Consider the following 19,871-nt stretch of genomic DNA (forward strand, 5'->3'; position numbering starts at 1 on the left):
GACAGCGGCGACCCGGTGCTGCACGGCTCCTTCGGCACGGTCACCAAGAGCCTGATCGCCGACGGCACCACCGCCACCCTCAAGCCCTCCGACAACGCGAACGTCAAGGGCCTGGTGTACCGCAGCGGCTACTCCGGCAACACCGGCGCCTTCTTCCTCACCAGCACCTTCGGCAGCGGCCGGATCGCCTTCTGGGGCGACAGCTCACCCATCGACGACGGCACCGGCCAGTCCGGCAACAAGCTCTACGACGGCTGGAACGACTCCGGCGCCACCAACGCGGCGCTCGCCCTGAACGCCACCGCCTGGCTCGCCGGCGCGAGCTGACCTGCGCTGGGACGGGAGGAAGCGGGTCCGGGGTGCCCCGGGCCCGCTTCCTGCCGTCCCGCCCGGCCACCGCTCGCCCGTCTCCCCTACAGTCCCTTTGTGCTCTTCGGAATGGTGTGCGCCCTCGCGGCGGCGGTCTGCTTCGGTACGGCGACGGTTCTTCAGGCGATGGCCGCGCGGGAGGCCGGTGACGGTGCCGGCGGCGAGGCCGCGCTGCTGCTGCGGGCGGTGCGGCAGTGGCGGTACGTCGTGGGACTCGGGCTGGACGGGCTGGGATTCGTCTTCCAGATCCTGGCCCTGCGGTCGCTCCCGATCTACGCGGTGAGCGCGGCCCTGGCCGCGTCGCTCGCGGTCACGGCGGTGGTCGCGGCGCGGCTGCTGCGGGTGCGGCTCAGCGGGGTGGAGTGGGCCGCCGTGGCGGTGGTGTGCGCGGGGCTCGCGATGCTGGGGCTGGCTTCGGGGCCGGAGGGGGACCGGGCCGGGTCGACGGCGTTGAAGTGGACGGTGCTCGGGATCGCCCTGGGTGTGCTGCTGCTCGGGTTGGCCGGCGGGCGGCTGTCCGGGCGGGGGCGGGCGCTGGTCCTCGGCCTCGGCGCGGGGTTCGGGTTCGGGGTGGTGGAGGTGTCGGTGCGGCTGATCGACACGCTGCGGCTGCCGGACCTCCTGACCAACCCGGCGACGTACGCCCTCCTCGTCGGCGGTGGCGGCGCCTTCATGCTGCTGACCTCGGCGCTCCAGCGCGGCTCGGTGACCACGGCGACGGCCGGCATGGTCATCGGCGAGACGATCGGCCCGGCGGCGGTGGGCGTCGTATGGCTCGGCGACCGCACCCGGGAGGGCCTGACCTGGCTGGCGGTGCTCGGCTTCGCGGTGGCCGTGGCGGGTGCGCTGGCACTGGCACGGTTCGGGGAGGCGCCGGACACGACGGACGCCGGACCTGGCGCACCCGAGCCGGTCCGCCCGTCGCGTCCGTGACCCCGTCCCCCGGGCGGGGCCGGGCACCCGGGGCACGTCGGCGCGGGTCGGCTCCCGCTGGAGCGACTTGAGCGGGGACATATGTCCGCCGGCCGGTAAAGCGGACACTTTCCAGGCAGCGGGCCGATCTCGTTGTTTCTTTGAACGCACGTTGTGTCCATTCCGTAAAGGACACCGTGACCAGTAATCCCGTCACCGTCACCGTGGTTCCTCAATTCGCTACGCGTGACCGCGCCGGCCACCTGGATTCCCATGCCGCAGCCGCAGCGTTTCTCCGAGGGAGGTGGGCGGGTGAAGACTCTGCTCATCGACAATTACGACTCGAACACCTACAACCTGTTCCAGTTGATCGCCGAGGTCAACGGCGAGGAACCGGTGGTGGTCCGCAACGACGACGGGGACGGCGCACTTTCCCGGCTCGCGGGGTTCGACAACGTGGTGGTGTCCCCGGGGCCCGGACACCCGGGGAACGGCCGTGACTTCGGCATCAGCGCCCGGGTGATCGCCGAGGCCACGGTGCCCGTGCTCGGGGTGTGCCTGGGCCACCAGGGCATCGCGCTCGGCGAGGACGCCCGGGTGCTGCCCGCCCCGCAGCCGCGCCACGGGCACCTGAGCAGAGTGCGGCACGACGGCCGGGACCTGTTCGAGGGACTGACCCAGGACTTCACGGCCGTGCGCTACCACTCCCTCGCGGTGCACGAACCGCTGCCCGCCGCCCTGGAGGCCACCGCCTGGGCCGAGGACGGCGTCCTGATGGGCCTGCGCCACCGCGAACGCCCCTTGTGGGGCGTGCAGTTCCACCCGGAGTCGGTGCTCACCGAGTACGGCCACCGCATGCTGGTGAACTTCCGCAACCTGACGGCGCGCCGGGCCCGCCGGGCGCGTTCCAAGAACACCGCCGTCCCGCCGGCCGAAGCCACCCTCCCCCGGCCCGGCGCGGGCATCCCCCGCCCCCGCCGGGGCGACGCGTCCGCGTACCGGCTGCACACCCGCCGGATCGCCGGCGCCGTCGACACGGAGGCCGCCTTCGGCCGGCTCTTCGCCGCCTCGGCCCGCTCCTTCTGGCTGGACAGCTCCCTCGTCGAACAGAGCCGCTCGCGGTTCTCGTTCCTCGGTGACGACAGCGGTCCGCTCGCCGAGTTCGTGCGGTACGACGTGACGGCCGGCCGGTGCGAGGTGGAGCGGGCCGGACGGCCGCCGCGCAAGGTGTCGGCGAGCGTCTTCGACTACCTGAAGCGGCAGTTGACCGGCCGCCGGGTGGACGCCGGCGACCTGCCCTTCGACTTCACCGGCGGCTACGTCGGCTACTTCGGCTACGAGACCAAGGCGGACTGCGGCTCCCCGAACACGCACAAGGCCGAAACCCCGGACGCCTGCTGGCTGTTCGCCGACCGGTTGCTCGCCGTGGACCACGAGGAGGACGTCACCTACGCGGTCTGCCTGGCGGAGGACACCCCGCAGGCGGCCCGGGAGGCCGAGGAGTGGCTGGAGACCGTACTGGCCCAGCTCTCCTTCCTGGCCCCGGGCACCGGCCGGCCGGTCCCGCCCGCCGCCGAGGCGCCCGATCCGGAGGCCGCCGAGCCCTGGCTGGTGCGGGACCGGGCCGGCTACCTCGCCGACGTCGAGGCCTGCCGACGGGAACTGCGGGCCGGCACCAGCTACGGGGTGTGCCTGACCGACGCGGCCCGGCTGCCCGCCCCGCCCGATCCGTACGCCTTCTACCGGAAGCTGCGCCGCGTCGACCCGGCGCCGTACGCGGCCTTCCTGCGGTTCGGCGAGCTGGACGTGGCCGGTTCCTCACCGGAGCGGTTCCTGCGGATCACCCGGGACGGGGTGGCCGAGGCCAGGCCCGTCAAGGGGACCGCGCCGCGCGGGGCGACCCCGTTCGAGGACGAGCGGCTGCGGGACGGGCTGGCGGCAAACACCAGGACCCGCGCCGAGAACCTGACGATCGTCGACCTGCTCCGCAACGACCTGGGCCGGGTCTGCCGTACCGGAACCGTGCGGGTGCCCCGCCTGATGGCCACCGAGTCGTACGCGACCGTGCACCAGCTGGTGTCGACGGTGACCGGGCGGCTGCGGGCCGGGACGGACGCCGTGGACTGCGTGCGGGCCTGCTTCCCGGGCGGGTCGATGACCGGGGCCCCGAAGCCGCGCACGATGGAGATCATCGACTCCCTGGAGACCGCGGCCCGGGGCGTGTACTCGGGGGCGCTCGGCTACCTCGGATGCAGCGGCGGGGCCGACCTCAGCATCGTGATCCGGACGGCGGTGCTGGCGGGCGGCCGGATGCGGCTGGGCGCGGGCGGGACGGTCGTCCTGGACTCCGACCCGGCCGCCGAGTACGACGAGATGCTGCTGAAGACGGCCGCCCCGATGCGCGCGCTGCGGGAGCACCCGACGGCCGCGGCGGACGCCGTGCGGGAGCCCGCCCGGTGACCCGGGGCACCGCCGTCACGGCGACCTCCGGCCGCCCACGGGATCGGACCGGTCGCGCGGTGGGTCCCCGGGCGGGTGCGGCGGTCCGGGCCGGCGCATGGCGGCCGGGCATTCAGGCGACGCTGATCACAGTGGGGTCGGACAGCACGGCGCACAGGGTGTCCAGCGCACCGGACCAGGCGTGGTCGGCGGGGGTGCCGTAGCCGAGCACAAGGGCGTCGGGCGCCTCGACGGCGGCCGCGGGGTGGCGGTGGCGCGGGGTGAGGCCCTCGACGGCGAGGCCGCGGGCGGCGGCGGCCCGGATCACCCGGGTCACGGTGCCGGGCGGGAGTCCGAGCACCACGTGCAGGCCCGCCGCGATGCCGGTGACCCTGATCGCGGGGGCGCGTTCGGCGAGGGCGGCGACCAGGGCGTCCCGGCGGCGCCGGTAGCGGGTACGGGAGGCGCGGACATGGCGGTCGTAGCCGCCGGAGCCGATGAACTCGGCCAGGGTCAGCTGGTCCGGCGCGCCGCAGGTGTCCACCTCGCCCTTGACCCGGGTCACCTCGCGGGCCACGGCCGGCGGCAGCACCATCCAGGCCAGCCGCAGCCCGGGGGCCAGGGACTTGCTGGCGGTGCCCAGGTAGACCACCTCGTCGGGGGCGAGGCCCTGGAGGGCGCCGACGGGCCTGCGGTCGTAGCGGAACTCGCCGTCGTAGTCGTCCTCCAGGACCAGGCCGCCGGTGCGCCGCGCCCAGTCCACGACCGCGGCCCGCCGGTCGTGGTGCAGCGGCAGGCCGAGCGGGAACTGGTGCGAGGGGGTCAGCAGCACCGCGGCCGGGCCCGGCCCCAGCGCGCCGGTGTCCGTGCCCAGGTCGTCCATGGGCAGCGGGACGTGGCGCAGCCCGGCCGCGGTCAGGAGCCGCCGGTGCTCGTCGAGGCCGTACGACTCCACGGCGACCGTGTCCGCGCCGCGCGCCCGCAGCGCCCGGCCCAGCAGGCTCAGGGCGTGCGAGAACCCGGCGCAGACCACGACGCGTTCGGGGTCGGCGCGCACGCCCCGGGCGCGGGCGAGGTAGGCGGCGAGCGCGGTGCGCAGTTCGACGCGGCCGCGCGGGTCGCCGTAGCCGAACGCCTCGTTGGGGGCGGCGGTGAGGGCGCGGCGGGCCGCCTTGAGCCACTCGGCGCGCGGGAAGGCGGACACGTCGGGGAAGCCGGCCCGCAGGTCGTAGGCGGGGCGGTGGACCGCCGTGGCGACCTCGGCCGCGGTGCGCGGGGCCGGTGACAGGGCCGGCACGCCGGTCGCGACCCGGGTTCCGGAGCCCTGTCTGGCGGTGAGCCAGCCCTCGGCGACGAGGTCGGCGTAGGCGTCGGCGACGGTGTTGCGGGCGACGGCCAGGTCGGCGGCGAGGGAGCGGGACGAGGGCAGCCGGGTGCCGGGGACCAGCCGGCCGCTGCGGACGGCCTGGCGCAGGGCGTCGGTCAGGCTCCGGCGCAGGCCAGGACCGGCCGGTTCCAGGTGCAGGTCGATGCCCAGGGCTCCCCGAGTGGCCCATGATTTTCCCATGGAAATGGACCATACCCCTGGGCTGCCTTGCTCGTAGGGTCGAGACATGAGCACAGAACACAGCGCCGAGTACGCACCCGAGCACACCCCCCGCCTGGCCTGGGCACAGCACGCGCCCGAGGTCTACAAGGCGATGGTCCGCCTGGACGGCGCGGCCCGTAAGGGCCTGGACGCCAAGCTGTTCGAGCTGGTGAAGATCCGTGCCTCGCAGCTCAACCACTGCGCGTACTGCCTCGACATGCACACCAAGGACGCGATCGCGGCGGGCGAGAGCGTGCAGCGCATCGTCCAGCTCAGCGCGTGGGAGGAGTCGAAGCACTTCTACACGGAGCAGGAGCTCGCCGCGATCGAGCTGACCGAGGCCATCACGGTGCTCACCGAAGGCTTCGTGCCCGACGAGGTCTACGAGCGCGCCGCCAAGCAGTTCGACGAGGCGCAGCTGACGCAGCTGATCGCCTCGATCATCGTGATCAACTCCTGGAACCGGTTCGCGGTGACGACCCGCATGGTTCCCGGGCACTACACGCCGGGGCAGCACGGGTAGACGGGCCCGTCCGCGCGGACGGCTCGGGCCCCTCGCTCGCCGGATTCGGCGAGCGAGGGGCCACCCGCGTCACGTTCGGCCCGGGCCTGCTCCGGCAGGCCCTGCGGTCACTGCGCGCGGAACCGGTCTAGGCGTACGGCGCGCTGCCCGTCCCGGGGCGGAAGCGTCGGTACAGCACCGCTCCGGCCGCCAGCGAGGCGAGGCTCACGAGGCCCGGCGCCCAGGGGCTCGTCGCTCCGGTGTGGGCGAGGGTCTCGGTCGTCCGGTGCCGTACGACCGTGGTCTGCCTCGGGTGCGCCTTGGCCGGGTGGTGCGGCTGCTGGTGGACGCGCGGCGTGGTCGGTGCGGACGGGGTGGGCTCGTCGGGACCGCCGTACGAGTCGTTGCTGGACTCGTTGCCGAGGACGGGGTTGCCGACACCCACCACGTTCACGCTGTTGCCGCTGAGGTTCACGGGCGCGTGGATCGGGATCTGGAGGTCGTTGCCGGACAGGACGCCCGGCGAGTCGTGCGTGCTGCCGTGGGCCGTGGCCCCGCCCGACGTCCGGGAGCCCGTCTGCCCCGCCGCCTGGTGACCCGTGTTGGAGCACTTGTTGCCCATCGCGGGGTTGAGCAGCCCGACCACGTCCACGGTGTTGCCGCACACGTTCACCGGGATGTCCACCGGCAACTGGATGGTGTTGCCGGAGCCCAGTCCGGGCGAGCCGCTCGCCGACCCGTCGGCGGCGGAGTCGGCATGGGCCGTCCCCGCGACTGCCATCGCGCCAGAGGCGACGGCCATGGCGATCACACTGTTTCGGGTAGCCCGTTTCATGGGTTCCCTGCCCTTCCAGACGCGTCGCGGGCACTCACCCGGACTCGGTGTAACTGTCGTGTTTGCTGAGGATGGGAAAGAGGCGGCGGCATCTGCCGTCCGGTCGGATCAGAGGGCCTGGTTGTTGCAGCCCATGTCCGAACCGAGGTGGCTCTGCTGGGCACCCGGGTTGCCCTCGCCGTTCAGCAGGTTGCCCGCCAGGCCGGTGAGGGCGCTGACGTTGCCGAGCACCTCGATGTTCATGTCGTGCGAGCGGCACTCGGTGCCCTGCGTGACGTCGATGTCGTGGCCCGGCTCACCGTGGGCGAAGGCGGTGCCGCCGCCGACCGAGCAGACGCTGCCGAGGACGGCGGCGCCCACGAGGGCCACCTTGTGGAGCTTGCGCATGGGTTCTCCGTAGGTCGAGCGGAGGGGGATCCGCTGCGGTTCGAGGAAAGGTCTGACAACGTGACGACGCGTCAGCCGAGGCGGGGCAGCCCGAGTTGGCCGACGGGGGGCGCCGCGACCTGGCCGAGCCCCACCGGGGCCAGACCGGGCACGCCCGGGGCGCCGAGGACGGGGTTGATGAGCGGGTTCACCTGCGGGTTCACCTGGGGGTTGACCTGCGGCGTGACCCGGGTCGGCCCGTCCGCGGGGGAGCCCTGGGGAACGGCCAGCTGCGGGGCGACCTGCGGCATGACCTGGGGCATGACCTGCGGGACGACCTGCGGCGGGGCGGACTGCGGCGCCGGGGCGTACTGCGGCTGGGCGTACTGGGGTGCCGGGACGTACTGCGGGGGCGCGGCCTGCTGCGGGTAGGCGGGAGCGGCGGTGGCCTGGGCCGAGCCCTGCGACGAGGCCGAGGCGGAGGCATAACCGCCCTGCTGGGCGTACTGCGGCGGGGCCTGCTGGTACTGCGGCGGCGGCGCGGGCTGCTGGGGGTATGGGGCCTGCTGGTACTGCGGGGGCGGCGCGGCCTGCTGCGGGTAAGCGGGGACGGTGGCCTGCGCCGAGCCCTGTGTCTGGCCGGCCGCGTAACCGGCCTGCTGCGGTGCCGGGGGCGGGGCCTGGGGATACGGCTGGTCCGGAGCCGGCGCTGGGGGCGCACCGCCATATCCGACGGGAGCGTCGGCATAGCTGACGCCCGCGCCGATGGCGGACAGACCACTGGCCGCTGCCAGAACGAGCGCGGCCTTGTGTAGCTTGCGCATGAAACCCTCGGCCCTTCGATACCTGGATGAGAAAGTCCATTGCGTTCAGTGCGGTCGCGCGTGCAGTCGGTGCGGTCATTGCACTGCACTTTCAGCAGCGGTACTCCTGAGCAGCACGCGGACTTCGCATCGAGCCGGCAGCGATTCGCCTCAATACCTTCAGGTCCTCGACCACCGCCCTCTCCCCACCGGAACGAGGAGCGGCGCGCCATGGTCACGGGCATTCAAAGTTCCGTCACCCAATTGCCGTCACCGACAGGGGAATTGCAGCTCATATGCCTTTCGGCAAACGGGTGACACGGCATCGCGACCGTATCCGGGCCCGCGGGCCTGTCGTTCCCCACGGGGTGAGGGCGAAGGTCCGTACCGGCCGCCCGGACGGCATTGAAGTGATAACCGCGCTTCCTCATCAGTCATTTCATCAGGTTCCGTGCACAGATCACATGAAGGGCCGAGGATTCCATGCGCAAGTTTCGGCAAGTCGCGCTCATCGTCGCCGCAGCCGGCGGGCTGACCGCCGTCGGCGCCGGGCCCAGTTCCGCCGCGCCCGTCTCCTACGGGACCGGGCCGACCCCGGTCTCCCAGCCGGACGCCCAGGCCGCCGCGGCCACCTCCGCCCAGGCGACCGCGCAGACGTACGGCACGCCGGCCGCGCAGCCGGCCCCGCAGCGCGGCACCGAGGTCGCCCCGCAGCTCAACCCGCAGCTGAACCCGCAGATCAGCCCCCAGATCTCGCCCCAGGCCCCGCAGCAGGTCGCGCAGGGCGGCCCGGTGACCCAGAGCAACATGTTCCGTCCGTACCAGGAGTGCAGCCCGCAGTCCCTGCTCGACGCGAACATCCCGGTCGCGCTGCTCGCGGCCTCCCAGACCCGGGGCGTCGACTGCACCCAGGCCAACAGCCAGTCGAACGCCCTCGCCAGCGCGCAACGCCAGGGCTGAGAGCCGTAGTTGGCGGCTCCGTCGGCGGCCATTCGACTTTTCGGGTGTTTCTGCCGCGCGCTCGAAACAACAGCGCGTCGCTGCCGGATTTGCCCTATTACGTACTAATCTCCCGTAACTGTAAAAAGTCGATCTGGCACAGATCGCAACCTGCACAGATCGCAACCCCCCACTCCACGGAGATGACATGCGCAAGCTTCGCAACGCCGCCGTCCTGGTCGCCGCGCTCAGCAGCATCGGCCTCGTCAGCGGCACGGCCTACGCCGGCGGCGAGGGCCACGGTCAGGGCGACAAGTTCAACATCAACCAGAGCTCGCACTGCAAGTCGCACGACCTGAACCTGGACGTCCTCGGCGAGGTCGGCCTGCTCAACGGCCTGCTGGGCAGCGCCCTGAACGGCGAGGGCAACCCGGGCGCCCAGGCCACCAACCTCGGTTCGACGATGGGCTGCAACAACAGCGCCTTCTGAGGTCCCCGACAGCAGCCTTCCGAGGCCTCGTCCGGCGCCACGGCGCCGGACGGCTCATGGTCCCGGCGCCGGGCCGAACGCCGGGCGCCGGGACCATTCGTGTGTGCCGGGGGTCGCCAAGGCGGCGAAATACCAACGCAATCGGCGCGTCGTCCGGTCGACCCGGGTATTTCGTATCAGCCTTTATGACACAGATGGCGATTTCCCCCACGATCGCATCCACCCCATTCCACATCGGAGATGACATGCACAAGCTCCGCACCGCCGCCGTAATCGTCACCGCATTCGGGAGCCTCGGGCTCCTGGGTGCCGGCGCCGCCCACGCCGACCAGGGCTGGGGCAAGAAGGGCGGCGACGAGTTCAACGTCCAGCAGAGCAGCACCTGCCGGTCGCACGACCTGAACCTCGACATTCTCGGCGAGGTCGGCATCCTCAACGGCCTGGGCGGCAACCTGCTGAACGGCGAGGGCAACTCGGGTGCGCAGCAGTCGTCCCTGGGCTCGTCCATGGGCTGCAACAACTCGTTCGGAAAGTAGCGTTCAACGACAATCCCCGGTTTCCCGGCCGACGCCGGGAAACCGGGGATTGTCGTTTCCGGCGCTCAGAACTCGATGTGCGGCCTCTTGAAGCCCTTGGGCAGCTCCGCCTTGTTGGAGCAGTCGACGACCTCCCCCACGGCGGCGGAGCCGTCACCGGCCGCCTGGTCCCCCGGGAACAGCACCTGCGGACGGTCGGAGGTCGAGCAGTCCTGGGCCTGCTTGAGGACGTGGGTGCCGTTCTTGTCGACGTGCGTCTCGCTCTTGTGCACGCAGACGGTGCCACCCTGGGCGGTGATCCTGCAATCGGCCGGGGACGGGTCCGCGTACGCGTGCCCGGCGCCGACGCAGAGCACGGCGAGGCCTCCGAGGAGCCCGGAGACCGTGGCGATCTTCCGTGAAGGGAACATGCGTTGTCTTCCTTTCCGAAAGGCGAAGCAACGCAGCCCGGACGCGACCCCCGACGGAGTCGGGGTGCGTCCGGGCTGCCTTCGCCATGGTTGTCACTCAGCACACCGGCGGGCGGCGCGAGGCCGCGCCGTCGGAGGATGCCGAGTTCGTGCGGGGGTGCTTCTTTACTCGCCACCCTGGTTCTGGTCGTAACCACCCTGCTCCGGACCGGGGTTCCCCTGCTCCTGGGGCTGCTCCTCCGGCTGGGCCTGGGGCTGCGCCTGCGGAGCGGCGTAGTAACCGCCGCCGACGGCCAGGGCGTTGGCAGTCGAGTTGGCCACGGCGGTGATCTGCGGGGGCGCGTCCTCGCCACCGGCGGCGGAGCTGACCCCGGCACCGAGGAGGGAGAGCCCCGCGACCGTCGCCGCTACGAGTGCGACGCGCTGAAACTTACGCATGATTGACCCTTTCTTGTCCAGGCGGGAACGCCCGGGCTGACTACTTAATGTGAGCATATACACACGGTCGGTAGTCATTCGAGGATCTCCACTCGGCGTGTGGCGCGTCAGCCCCGTCTGCCGTATAAGCGTTACCGGACGCCGACCGGAAGGATCCGGCTCATGACGCCGAACGGACCGGCGGACGGCTCCTGCTCGTCCCCCTTCTCCACCGGCGCCACCCCCACGGTCGTGGGGGAACAGGTCACCTCGGGGCCGAGCCGCTCCGTCCCCTGCCCGAGGACGGCGGGCAGTTGCACGGGCTGCACCGGCTTGCAGGTCTCCTGGTGCTGCATGACGCCGTCCTCGGGAACCTCGCCCCTGATCCGCTGGGTGCAGGTGAGGTTGCCCATGAGGTCGTCGGTGCACTTGCCCGGACCCGCAGCGGCATACGCCGGGGTGAGCCCGACGCAGGCCACGGCGATGCCGCCGACGAGTCCCGAGACGGCCGCGATCTTCTTCCCGCTGAACACGTGATGCGCCTTCCTTCGTGCGGACAGCCGCCGAACTCAGCCGGTGAAGGCCTGGTTGTACTGGCCGCAGGTGGTGTCGAGGGTGTCGGCGAGACCGAGCACGCCGATCGGGACGTCGTTCTCGGACACCGTCTGCGGGCTGCACTCCTGGTAGGGGCGGTAGTGGTTGGACACCTGCGGCCCACTGTCGTAGGAGTCGGCCACGGCGGGGGTGGCGCCGACGGCGGACAGACCGCCGGCGGCCGCCACTGCTGCGATCACGACCTGCTGAAGCTTGCGCATGGAACCCTCGGTCCTTTGCTCTGCGGCGAATTGATTGCCTAGCGTGACAGATTGAACACTAGCAGTAGCGGAACAAGGTGCTGCACAACGGACATCCATCCTGAGGGTGACATAGCAGCACATAATCACCTTATGGATGGGCGGAGTTGAGTCAGGCGGGGAGAACCGGGTCAGGAGAGCGCCAGCTCCGTGGCCCGCGAGCGATCCGGCGCCGGCACGGAGAGGATGAGGTCCCGCAGTCTCTCGACGTAATGGCGCACGTTCTTGTAGGCGATGTCGGTGTCCGGGTGACGGCAGGCGAACCAGAGCCCTTCGTGCAGCCGGTTGACCCAGGCGCACACCTGGTCCCCGTACGACACGCGGATCAGCCCGTAGGCCTTCTGCTCGGCCCAGTCGGCGGCGCCGGGGATGAGCCGGGCGTCCACGTACGAGATGATCGAGTACATGTCGGGCGAGGTCGGCCGGAAGTCCGCGCCGAGCAGCCGCAGTACGCGGGCCAGCGGGATGCGCGCCAGTGAACGGTTGGCCCGCAGTTCGGCGCGGACCGTCTCCAGCGCGCCCTCCAGGTCGCGCGCCGCGGGCACCTCGATGGGGGCGCCGCCGACGTACCAGCCCACCGAGTCCGACCAGGCGGACTTCAGCCGGGTGTGGAAGGGCACGACGGTGCGGTAGACCGGCTGGCCGCCGAGTTCGTGCACGATCAGGCTGGTCGCGGCCAGGATGCCGACCAGACTCCCGCCGTAGGGACGGCAGTACGCCTCGAACGCGGCGGCGGCGTCCGCGTCGACGAGCGGCTCGCACACCAGCTTCTGGGTGGGCAGCTCACCGCCGGGCCGCAGACCGAGGTCGACGGGGAACTCCGGGAGCCGGCCGCCGCACCGGGCGATGAACTCCCGCCAGCGCGCGACGATCGCGTGGGTGTCGTCGATGCCGTCCGCGTTCGCCCGCTCCTGCTCGCAGAAGTCGACGTAACTCCCGACCGCCGGGCCGGTGACGGGATTTCCGGTGACGGCCGCCGCGTACAGGCCGTGGATCTCCTCCGGGAGCCGGTGCAGGGAGTAGGCGTCCACGTTGGTGTGGTCGAAGGCCATGTACACGCTGGTGGAGTCCTCGCGCACGACCGCCGTGTAGATGAGGTTCGGCCAGCCGAGCGCGTCCGCCGCGGCGTCGAACCGATCCTGCAGATACCGGGACAGCGCCCCCGCGTCGGTGAAGTCGCCGACCACCTCGCGGTGCAGGGACACGTCGGCCTGGTCGAGGGTGAACCGGTGCATGTCGTCACCGGCCCACCGGAAGCCGCTGCGCAGCGTCTCGTGCCGCAGCGTCCAGTCCCGCAACGCCCGTTCCAGGGCGTCGAGGTCGGCCGGCCCCGGCAGGTCGAACGCCGCGCCGAGCCAGGTCGGTACGAACAGTCCGTCCTCCCGCACCGACCGGGCCGTCCTGATGTGCGACTCCTGGATGTAGGCCGGCGGCCTCGGATCCGGGGGCAGCGCTGCCGCGGCCGCGATGGTCACCGGGCTGAACCTCCACTCGACGAGCCGTCCCGGCCGGATTTCGCAGCGCTGGATGTCAGAAATTCGCACGGTGGCGTCTCCTTCGCAGAAGACACCAGCTTCATCAAGGGGACGCCGTACGCGTGCGATGACCGCTGTGTCGCCGACTTTTCAGCGGGATGTGTGACATCTCGAACGGACAAACGCCCGCCTCACTCGTACCGGTAGATCCCGCTGACGTCCTCGAGTTCGGCGGGGCTGACGTCCCACGGCGGCAGCCGTTCGTGCCGGGCCACCACCCGGCCGCGCTGGGGGTCGCCCGCGCCGGGGGGCCGCTCGGGCAGGTACCCGTGGCCCGGGTTGCGCTGCTGCCAGCGGGTCCACAGCAGGTCGACGAAGGAGTGATGCAGCCAGAAGACGGGGTCGTTGACGGAGGCGGCGCTGAGCATCACGCCGCCGACCCAGTGGTGGACCCGGTTGTGGTTCTGCCAGGAGACGCTGCCCCGGCCCCTCCCCCAGCCCTCCAGCTTGTTGCGGAAGCCCCGGGTGACCGTCGAGTTCCAGGGCCAGCTGTCGTACACCGGGTCCGCCAGCGCGAGTTCGAGGTCGCGCGCGGTCGGCAGCCGGAGCGGGGCGCGGGCACGGCCGAGGTCCCGGGTCAGGTACGGCACGTCGGTCACGTTCTCGGTGATCTTCCAGTGGCCCGCCCGGTAGGCGAACGGGCCCGTCATCACCTGCCGGTCCGAGCGCCGTCCGTCGCCGCCGAGCAGATCATCGGTCCACGGCAGGGAGTTCGGCGCCCGGTCCCGGGTCCAGTCCCAGTACGGCACCGTCACCGACGCGTCCACCCTGCGCAGCGCCCGCTCCAGTTCGAGCAGCAGCTTGCGGTGCCAGGGCAGGAAGGACGGCGCCATGTGGGCGGTGCGCAACCGGTGTTCCCGGTCGGCGGAGTTGTGCGCGATGTGCAGCCGTACGAACTCGTCGTACTCACCGCGGCGTTTGACCTCCAGCAGCGCGCCCACGAACCGGCGCCGCTCGGCTCGGGTCAACCTGTTGACGTTCTTCCGTGTGTGGACCACGTACGCCTCCCTCGGGCATCGGCCGGAGGGGTAACCGCCGGGCACACCTTCGGGTCACCGCGCTACGGCCGGACCGGTGACGGGGCGCCGCGCCCGGCGGCGGGCTCAGGACAGCCAGCGCTTCCACACGTCGGGGTGGGCGTCCACCCACTTCCTGGCGGCCTCCTCGGGGCTCAGCTTCTGCTCGGCGATCATCAGGGAGACCTGGTCCTGGTCCTCGGTCGTCCAGCGGAACTTCTTCAGGAAGGCCGCCGCCCGGCCGCCGCCGCGCGCGAAGTCCGCGTTGAGGTACTTCTGCAGCGGGGTGTGCGGATAGGCGCAGGCGACCTTGGCCGCGTCGGCGTCACAACCCTCCTTGTAGGGGGGCAGCTTCACCTCGGTCATCGGCACCTTCTTGAACAGCCACTGGGGCGCGTACCAGTAGGTCAGGAAGGGCTTCTTCTCCTTGGCGAACTGCTTGATCTGGGTGATCTGGGCGGCCTCGGAACCGGCGAAGACGACCTGGTAGTCCAGCTTCAGGTTGCTCACCAGCGCCTTGTCGTTGGTGACGTACGACGGTGAGCCGTCGAGCAGTTGCCCCTTGCCGCCGCTCTCCGCAGTGCGGAACAGCGAGGCGTACTTGTTCAGGTTCTTCCAGTTCGTGATGTCCGGATGCTGCTTGACGAGATAGGTCGGCACGAACCAGCCGATGTGCCCGGTGACCCCGAGGCCGCCGGCCTTGGCGATGGTCTTCTTGTCGTCGACGTACCGCTTCTCCTGGTCGGGGTGGCCCCAGTCCTCCAGGATCGCGTCGACGCGGCCCTGGCTGAGCGCGTCCCACGCCGGGACCTCGTCCACCTGCACGGTCTCGACCCGGTACCCGAGCTTGTGCTCCAGCAGGTACTGGGCGACGGCGACGTTCGCCTGGGCGCCCACCCAGGACTGCACGGACAGGGTGACCGTCTTCGAGCCCTGGGCGTTGGCGAACGGCGAGGCCTGCTTCGTCATGTCGGCGGCACCGCAGCCGGTCGCGAGGACCAGGACCGAGGCTGCGGTGACGACAGTGGCGCGGCGCATGGTCACGCTCCCTTCCGCGTACGGCGCTCCGTGGGCTGGGTGACCCGGTCGAGCATCAGCCCGAGGCAGACGATGGCGGCGCCCGCCACCAGCCCCGTCGCCAGGTCGCCCTGGGCGAGACCGAAGGCGACGTCGTAACCCAGCGCGCCACCGCCGACCAGCCCGCCGATGATGACGACGGCGAGGACGAGCACCACGCCCTGGTTGACGGCGAGCAGCAGCGCGGGGCGGGCCAGCGGCAGCTGGACCTGGGTCAGCTGCTGGCGGCCGGTGGCGCCGAGCGAGCGCGCGGACTCCAGGGCGGCCGGGTCCACCTGGCGCAGACCCTGCGCGGTGATCCGGACGACGGCCGGCAGGGCGTAGACGACGGCGGCGGCGACGGCCGGGGCGCGGCCGACCCCGAACAACGCGACCACCGGGATCAGGTACACGAACTGCGGCATGGTCTGGAAGACGTCCAGCACGGGACGCAGGACGCGCTCGACCCGGTCGCTGCGGGCGGCGGCGACACCGGTCGCGAAGCCCAGCACGAGGGTGACGGCGACGGCCGCGAGGACCTGCGACAGCGTGTCCAGCGAGGGCTCCCACACGCCCAGCACGCCGATCGCGGCCATCGCGAGGACGGCGGTGAGCGCGGTGCGCCAGGTGCCGATCAGCCATGCCAGGGCGGCGACCACGAGCAGCACCGCCCACCAGGGCAGCCACTGGAGGCCGTCCCGGAGCGGGTCGAGGACCCAGGTGGTGAAGTGCCCCGCCCAGTCGGCGGTGCCGCCGACGACCGGGACGCCCGAATACAGGTGGGCGGTCATCCAGTCCACGGCCCGGTTGACCGGCTCGGCGAAGTTCAGGGTCCAGGACGCGGGCCAGTCCAGCAGGCCGAGGAGCCGCGCCGCGACCGCGACCGCGACGGTGGCGCCGAGCGCGTACAGGAGACCGGCGGCCGGCCCCCGGGTGTCCCCGCGCTCTCCCGCCGCCGCGGTGATGCGGTCCAGTACGACCGCCAGCAGGACGATCGGGATGCCGGCCGCGAGGGCCGCGCCCACGTCGACGGAGGCGAGCGCCTGGTAGACGCGGTCACCGAGGCCGCCGGCGCCGATGACGGAGGCGATGACGGCCATCGACAGCGCCATCATGATGGTCTGGTTGAGGCCGAGGAGGAGGTCCTTGCGGGCCAGCGGGATACGGGCGGTCAGCAGCCGCTGGCGGCGGGTGGCGCCCAGCGACTCCACGGCCTCCAGGACCTCCGGGTCGGCGCCGCGCAGCCCGAGGGCGGTGAGCCGGGCCATCGGCGGGGCCGCGTAGACGACGGTGGCGAGGACGGCGGCGGGGACGCCGATGCCGAAGACCAGGACGACGGGCAGCAGGTACGCGAAGGCGGGCAGCACCTGCATGGTGTCGAGGACGGGGCGCAGGGCGCGGTGCAGCCGGTCGGAGAGGCCGGCGCCGAGTCCGAGGACCAGGCCGACGGCGACGGACGCCAGTACGGCCACGACCATCAGCGCGAGGGTCTGCATGGTCGGCACCCACATGCCGAGGGCACCGCAGGCGAGGAAGGCGACGGCCGTGCCGGCGGCGAGCCTGGTGCCGGCGACGCGGTGCGCGACCGCGGCGGCGAGCACGGTGACGCCGGGCCAGCCGGCGGCCAGGAGGGCCAGGTAGACGGCGCGGACGGTGAGGACGACGGCGTTGCTGATGTAGCCGAAGAAGTAGAGGAAGAGGGGGTGGGTGTCACGGTTGTCGATGACCCAGTTGCTGGCGGAGGCCAGCGGCTTGGAGAGATCGACGGTGAGGTCGTGCGGCCAGGCCGCGCTGCCCCAGTGGGAGTTGGCGAACGGCACGAGGACCGCCGCGATCACGGCCAGGGCGAGCAGCTTGCGTACGGCCTGGCCGGCGGGGAGGGACAGCCGACGGGGGTTCGGGACACTGATCGTTGCCATCAGACGCCCTCCGGAGTGGTGCGCGCGGTGGCGGGTTTCACTTGCCCGCGCTCACTGGACGCCGCCGCGCCCACCCGTGCCGCCCCAACGGCGCGACTTCCCGCGGCTGGGTGATCATCCGCGGAGGTGGAGGCCGGGGCGGCCGGTGCCGGCGCGCTTTCCGGCGGGCGCTGCGGGTCCTCACCCAGGGGCGCGGGGAACTGCGCGACCGGCCCCCGCTCGGCCGCGGCCGAGGCACTGCCCGCATCGTTCTTCGCCACGACCCCGAGCAACGCGTCGGCGTCCACGACCCCGACGCACCGTTCCCCGTCCACGACCCGCGCCGGGACACCGGCCCCCGCGACCACCTCGATCGCCTCGGCCACCGTCGCGGCCGGCGTGACCGCGGGTCCTTCCCCGCCCTCGCCCGCCGCAGGCGGCCGCATGGCACGGCGCACCGTCATCACCTGCTCGCGCGGTACGTCCCGGACGAACTCGCGGACGTAGTCGTCGGCCGGGGAGCCGACGATCTCCTCGGGGGTGCCCAGCTGCACCACCCGCCCGTCACGCATCAGGGCGATACGGTCGCCGAGCTTCAGGGCCTCGTTCAGGTCGTGCGTGATGAAGACCATCGTGCGGCCCTCCTCACGGTGCAGGCGCACGACCTCCTCCTGCATGTCCCGCCGGATCAGCGGGTCGAGCGCGCTGAACGGCTCGTCGAACAGGAGGACCTCCGGGTCCACGGCCAACGCCCGTGCCAGCCCGACGCGTTGACGCTGTCCGCCGGACAACTGAGCGGGCCTGCGCTGCTCCATGCCTTCGAGGCCGACCTTGGCGACGACCTCCGCGGCCCGCTCGCGCCGCTCGGCCCTGCCGACGCCCTGGATCTCCAGGCCGTACGCCACGTTGTCGAGGACGGACCGGTGCGGCAGCAGCCCGAAGTGCTGGAAGACCATCGCGGCGCGGTGCCTGCGCAGTTCACGCAGCCGGCCCCGGTCCATCGCACGGACGTCCTCGCCGTCGATGGCGATCGTGCCGGCGGTCGGTTCGATGAGCCGGGTCAGGCAGCGCACCAGGGTCGACTTGCCGGACCCCGACAGGCCCATGACCACGAAGACCTCGCCCTTGCGCACGTCGAAGGAGACGTCGCGGACGGCGGCCGTGCAGCCGGTGCGGGAGCGGAGCTCGGCGGGCGGGAGCCCGGTCAGTTCGGGGTCCCCGGGGACGCGGTCGGCCTTCGGGCCGAACACCTTCCACAGTCCGTCGACGGAGAAGACGGGGGCCGCGGTCGGCGACTGGGTCCGGGTCTCGGTCGCACTGGTCATCACGCACCGCCTTTCAGCAGGTCCACGGCCCGCTCGCCGACCATCAGCACTCCGATCATCGGGTTCACGGCCGGCATGGTCGGGAAGACGGAGGCATCGGCGATCCGGATGCCGTCCATGCCTCGGATGCGCAACTCGGGGTCGACCACCGCCAGTTCGTCGTCGATCGCGCCCATCCGGCAGGTGCCGGCCGGGTGGTACACGGTGTGCGCGACCTTGCGGGCGTACTCGCTCAGTTCGGCGTCGCCGACGATCTCGGGGCCCGGGCAGACCTCGCGCTTGAGCCAGCCGGCCAGCGGCTCGGTGCGCGCGATCTCGCGGGCGATGCGGATGCCGTCGACGAGGGTGCGGCCGTCGTAGTCGTCCTCGTCGGTGAAGTAGCGGAAGTCCAGCGCGGGCTTCACGGACGGGTCGGCGCTGGTCAGGTAGAGCCGGCCGCGGCTGTGCGGCTTGGGGATGTTCGGGGTCATCGAGACGCCGTGCGCGGGGCGTCGGTAGCCCAGTCGCTCCGGGTTGTCGGTGAACGGGATCTGGTAGAAGTGGAACATCAGGTCCGGACCCGGGTGTTCGGGGTCGCGGCGGACGAACAGGCCCGCGTCGGAGTCCATCGCGGAGTTCTCCGGTATGGGGCCGTGGGTCTCCCAGACGATGACCGACTCGGGGTGGTCGAGGAGGTTCTCGCCGACGCCCGGCAGGTCCAGCGCGACCGGGATGCCGAGTGCCTCCAGGTCCGCGCGGCGGCCGATGCCCGAGTGCAGGAGCAGGCGCGGGGAGTCGACGGCGCCGGCGCACAGGACGACCTCGCTCCGGGCCCGTATCAGCAGCTCCTCGCCGTCCTTGGTGCGTACCCGGACGCCGTCGGCGCGGGTGCCGTCCAGCTCCAGTCGGTAGGCCCAGGTCTCCAGGAAGATGCGGAGGTTGGGGCGCTCGTCCATGACCGGGTGCAGGTAGGCCACCGACGCGCTGGAACGCTTGTTGGTCTCGGGGTGGTAGGCGAGGTCGAAGAAGCCGACGCCCTCGGTGAACGGCTTGCGGTTGAAGCCCTCGACGCGTGGGACGTCCAGGGCGGCCTGGGCTGCGTCGACGAAGTCGCGGGCGATGGCGTTCCGGTCCTGCTCGTCGACCGGGACGATGTTGTTGAGGAGGCGGGCGAAGTACGCCTCCATCGGGACGGCGCCCCAGCCCTTGGCGCCGGCCGCCTCCCACTCGTCCCAGTCGGAGGGCAGCGGCTTGAAGGCGATGAGCGTGTTGTGGGAGGAACAGCCGCCGAGGACGCGGGCCCGGCTGTGCCGGATGTGGGAGTTGCCGCGCGGCTGCTCGGTGGTCGGGTAGTCGTAGTCGAGGTCGCCGCCGAGCAGGCCCATCCAGCGGCGCAGGGTGAGGACGTCGTCGCGGCCGACGTCGCTGGGGCCGCCCTCGATCACGGCGACGGTGACGTCGGGGTTCTCGGTGAGGCGGGAGGCGATGACGGAACCCGCGGTTCCGCCGCCTATGACGACATAGTCGAATTCCTGTGTGTGATCGGCCATGGGGTGGTTACTCCTGGGGGGTGGGAGAACGGGGCGGAGCAGGTTCGCCGGC

Annotated in this window: 20 protein-coding genes and 1 pseudogene; 7 read left to right on the plus strand and 14 right to left on the minus strand. The window is 72.0% G+C overall.

Annotation, left to right across the window (positions count from 1 at the left end; genetic code table 11):
• From AB0958_RS36170 to pabB, 3 genes and pseudogenes are all read left to right on the plus strand, one after another.
• Positions 1-321 (plus strand): annotated as a pseudogene (locus AB0958_RS36170) (hydrolase); the annotation flags it as partial.
• Between the two features lie 117 nt (positions 322-438).
• Positions 439-1,302: a DMT family transporter gene (locus tag AB0958_RS36175; RefSeq protein WP_366894733.1), complete on the plus strand. Its 864-nt coding sequence runs from the start codon at positions 439-441 to the stop codon at positions 1,300-1,302.
• 291 nt (positions 1,303-1,593) lie between these two features.
• Entirely contained in the window at positions 1,594-3,741 is a 2,148-nt protein-coding gene (pabB, locus tag AB0958_RS36180; RefSeq protein ID WP_366894709.1) for an aminodeoxychorismate synthase component I, read from the plus strand.
• Positions 3,742-3,853: 112 nt separating this feature from the next.
• Here the strand turns inward: pabB and AB0958_RS36185 are convergent, their stop codons facing one another.
• Entirely contained in the window at positions 3,854-5,287 is a 1,434-nt protein-coding gene (locus AB0958_RS36185; RefSeq protein WP_366894710.1) for a PLP-dependent aminotransferase family protein, read from the minus strand.
• 46 nt (positions 5,288-5,333) lie between these two features.
• On the opposite strand from AB0958_RS36185, the gene AB0958_RS36190 reads away from it, so the two are divergent.
• On the plus strand, positions 5,334-5,831 hold the full coding sequence (locus AB0958_RS36190; RefSeq protein WP_366894711.1) for a carboxymuconolactone decarboxylase family protein: 498 nt from the start codon (positions 5,334-5,336) through the stop codon (positions 5,829-5,831).
• A gap of 127 nt (positions 5,832-5,958) precedes the next feature.
• Here AB0958_RS36190 and AB0958_RS36195 read toward each other — a convergent pair whose 3' ends face one another.
• From AB0958_RS36195 to AB0958_RS36205, 3 genes are all read right to left on the minus strand, one after another.
• The gene (locus AB0958_RS36195; protein WP_366894734.1) at positions 5,959-6,621 is read right to left on the minus strand and encodes a chaplin; all 663 of its coding nucleotides are present in this window, start codon (positions 6,619-6,621) and stop codon (positions 5,959-5,961) included.
• Positions 6,622-6,753: 132 nt separating this feature from the next.
• Complete coding sequence (locus AB0958_RS36200) at positions 6,754-7,032, minus strand: hypothetical protein (RefSeq protein ID WP_132892884.1); 279 nt, start codon at positions 7,030-7,032, stop codon at positions 6,754-6,756.
• A gap of 71 nt (positions 7,033-7,103) precedes the next feature.
• The gene (locus AB0958_RS36205) at positions 7,104-7,835 is read right to left on the minus strand and encodes a hypothetical protein (protein ID WP_366894712.1); all 732 of its coding nucleotides are present in this window, start codon (positions 7,833-7,835) and stop codon (positions 7,104-7,106) included.
• A 462-nt stretch (positions 7,836-8,297) separates the two neighbouring features.
• On the opposite strand from AB0958_RS36205, the gene AB0958_RS36210 reads away from it, so the two are divergent.
• The 3 genes from AB0958_RS36210 (at position 8,298) to AB0958_RS36220 (ending at position 9,779) form a co-directional block, all read left to right on the plus strand.
• Positions 8,298-8,774 (plus strand): hypothetical protein, encoded by a 477-nt coding sequence (locus AB0958_RS36210; protein WP_358987952.1) that lies wholly within the window; start codon positions 8,298-8,300, stop codon positions 8,772-8,774.
• A gap of 187 nt (positions 8,775-8,961) precedes the next feature.
• A complete protein-coding gene (locus AB0958_RS36215; protein WP_046727336.1) occupies positions 8,962-9,243 on the plus strand; it encodes a hypothetical protein in 282 nt (93 codons plus the stop codon).
• 245 nt (positions 9,244-9,488) lie between these two features.
• Positions 9,489-9,779 (plus strand): hypothetical protein, encoded by a 291-nt coding sequence (locus AB0958_RS36220; RefSeq protein ID WP_358981659.1) that lies wholly within the window; start codon positions 9,489-9,491, stop codon positions 9,777-9,779.
• Positions 9,780-9,844: 65 nt separating this feature from the next.
• On the opposite strand, the gene AB0958_RS36225 is transcribed toward AB0958_RS36220, so the two are convergent.
• The 10 genes from AB0958_RS36225 to AB0958_RS36270 all read right to left on the minus strand — a co-directional run bounded on the left by AB0958_RS36225 (position 9,845) and on the right by AB0958_RS36270 (position 19,819).
• On the minus strand, positions 9,845-10,189 hold the full coding sequence (locus tag AB0958_RS36225) for a hypothetical protein (protein WP_366894713.1): 345 nt from the start codon (positions 10,187-10,189) through the stop codon (positions 9,845-9,847).
• A gap of 165 nt (positions 10,190-10,354) precedes the next feature.
• Complete coding sequence (locus AB0958_RS36230) at positions 10,355-10,627, minus strand: hypothetical protein (protein ID WP_358981662.1); 273 nt, start codon at positions 10,625-10,627, stop codon at positions 10,355-10,357.
• Between the two features lie 131 nt (positions 10,628-10,758).
• Positions 10,759-11,139: a hypothetical protein gene (locus tag AB0958_RS36235; protein ID WP_366894714.1), complete on the minus strand. Its 381-nt coding sequence runs from the start codon at positions 11,137-11,139 to the stop codon at positions 10,759-10,761.
• A 36-nt stretch (positions 11,140-11,175) separates the two neighbouring features.
• Positions 11,176-11,421, minus strand: coding sequence for a hypothetical protein (locus tag AB0958_RS36240; protein WP_132892896.1), 246 nt, complete (start codon positions 11,419-11,421; stop codon positions 11,176-11,178).
• Between the two features lie 170 nt (positions 11,422-11,591).
• The gene (locus AB0958_RS36245; protein ID WP_366894715.1) at positions 11,592-13,004 is read right to left on the minus strand and encodes a condensation domain-containing protein; all 1,413 of its coding nucleotides are present in this window, start codon (positions 13,002-13,004) and stop codon (positions 11,592-11,594) included.
• Between the two features lie 122 nt (positions 13,005-13,126).
• A complete protein-coding gene (locus tag AB0958_RS36250; RefSeq protein WP_366894716.1) occupies positions 13,127-13,993 on the minus strand; it encodes a tyrosinase family protein in 867 nt (288 codons plus the stop codon).
• A 105-nt stretch (positions 13,994-14,098) separates the two neighbouring features.
• Entirely contained in the window at positions 14,099-15,049 is a 951-nt protein-coding gene (locus tag AB0958_RS36255; RefSeq protein WP_366894717.1) for an ABC transporter substrate-binding protein, read from the minus strand.
• A 2-nt stretch (positions 15,050-15,051) separates the two neighbouring features.
• A complete protein-coding gene (locus AB0958_RS36260) occupies positions 15,052-16,986 on the minus strand; it encodes an ABC transporter permease subunit (protein WP_366894718.1) in 1,935 nt (644 codons plus the stop codon).
• Positions 16,986-18,290, minus strand: a complete 1,305-nt coding sequence (locus tag AB0958_RS36265) for a glycine betaine/L-proline ABC transporter ATP-binding protein (protein WP_366894719.1) — start codon at positions 18,288-18,290, stop codon at positions 16,986-16,988. Before AB0958_RS36265 ends, AB0958_RS36260 begins: the two co-directional genes overlap by 1 nt.
• Positions 18,290-19,819, minus strand: coding sequence for a GMC oxidoreductase (locus tag AB0958_RS36270; protein ID WP_366894720.1), 1,530 nt, complete (start codon positions 19,817-19,819; stop codon positions 18,290-18,292). The genes AB0958_RS36265 and AB0958_RS36270 overlap by 1 nt, the downstream gene beginning before the upstream one ends.
• Positions 19,820-19,871 lie beyond the last annotated feature (52 nt).

Origin of the sequence: Streptomyces sp. NPDC006655 (genome assembly GCF_040703965.1) — a bacterium.
Classification (GTDB): Bacteria; Actinomycetota; Actinomycetes; order Streptomycetales; family Streptomycetaceae; genus Streptomyces.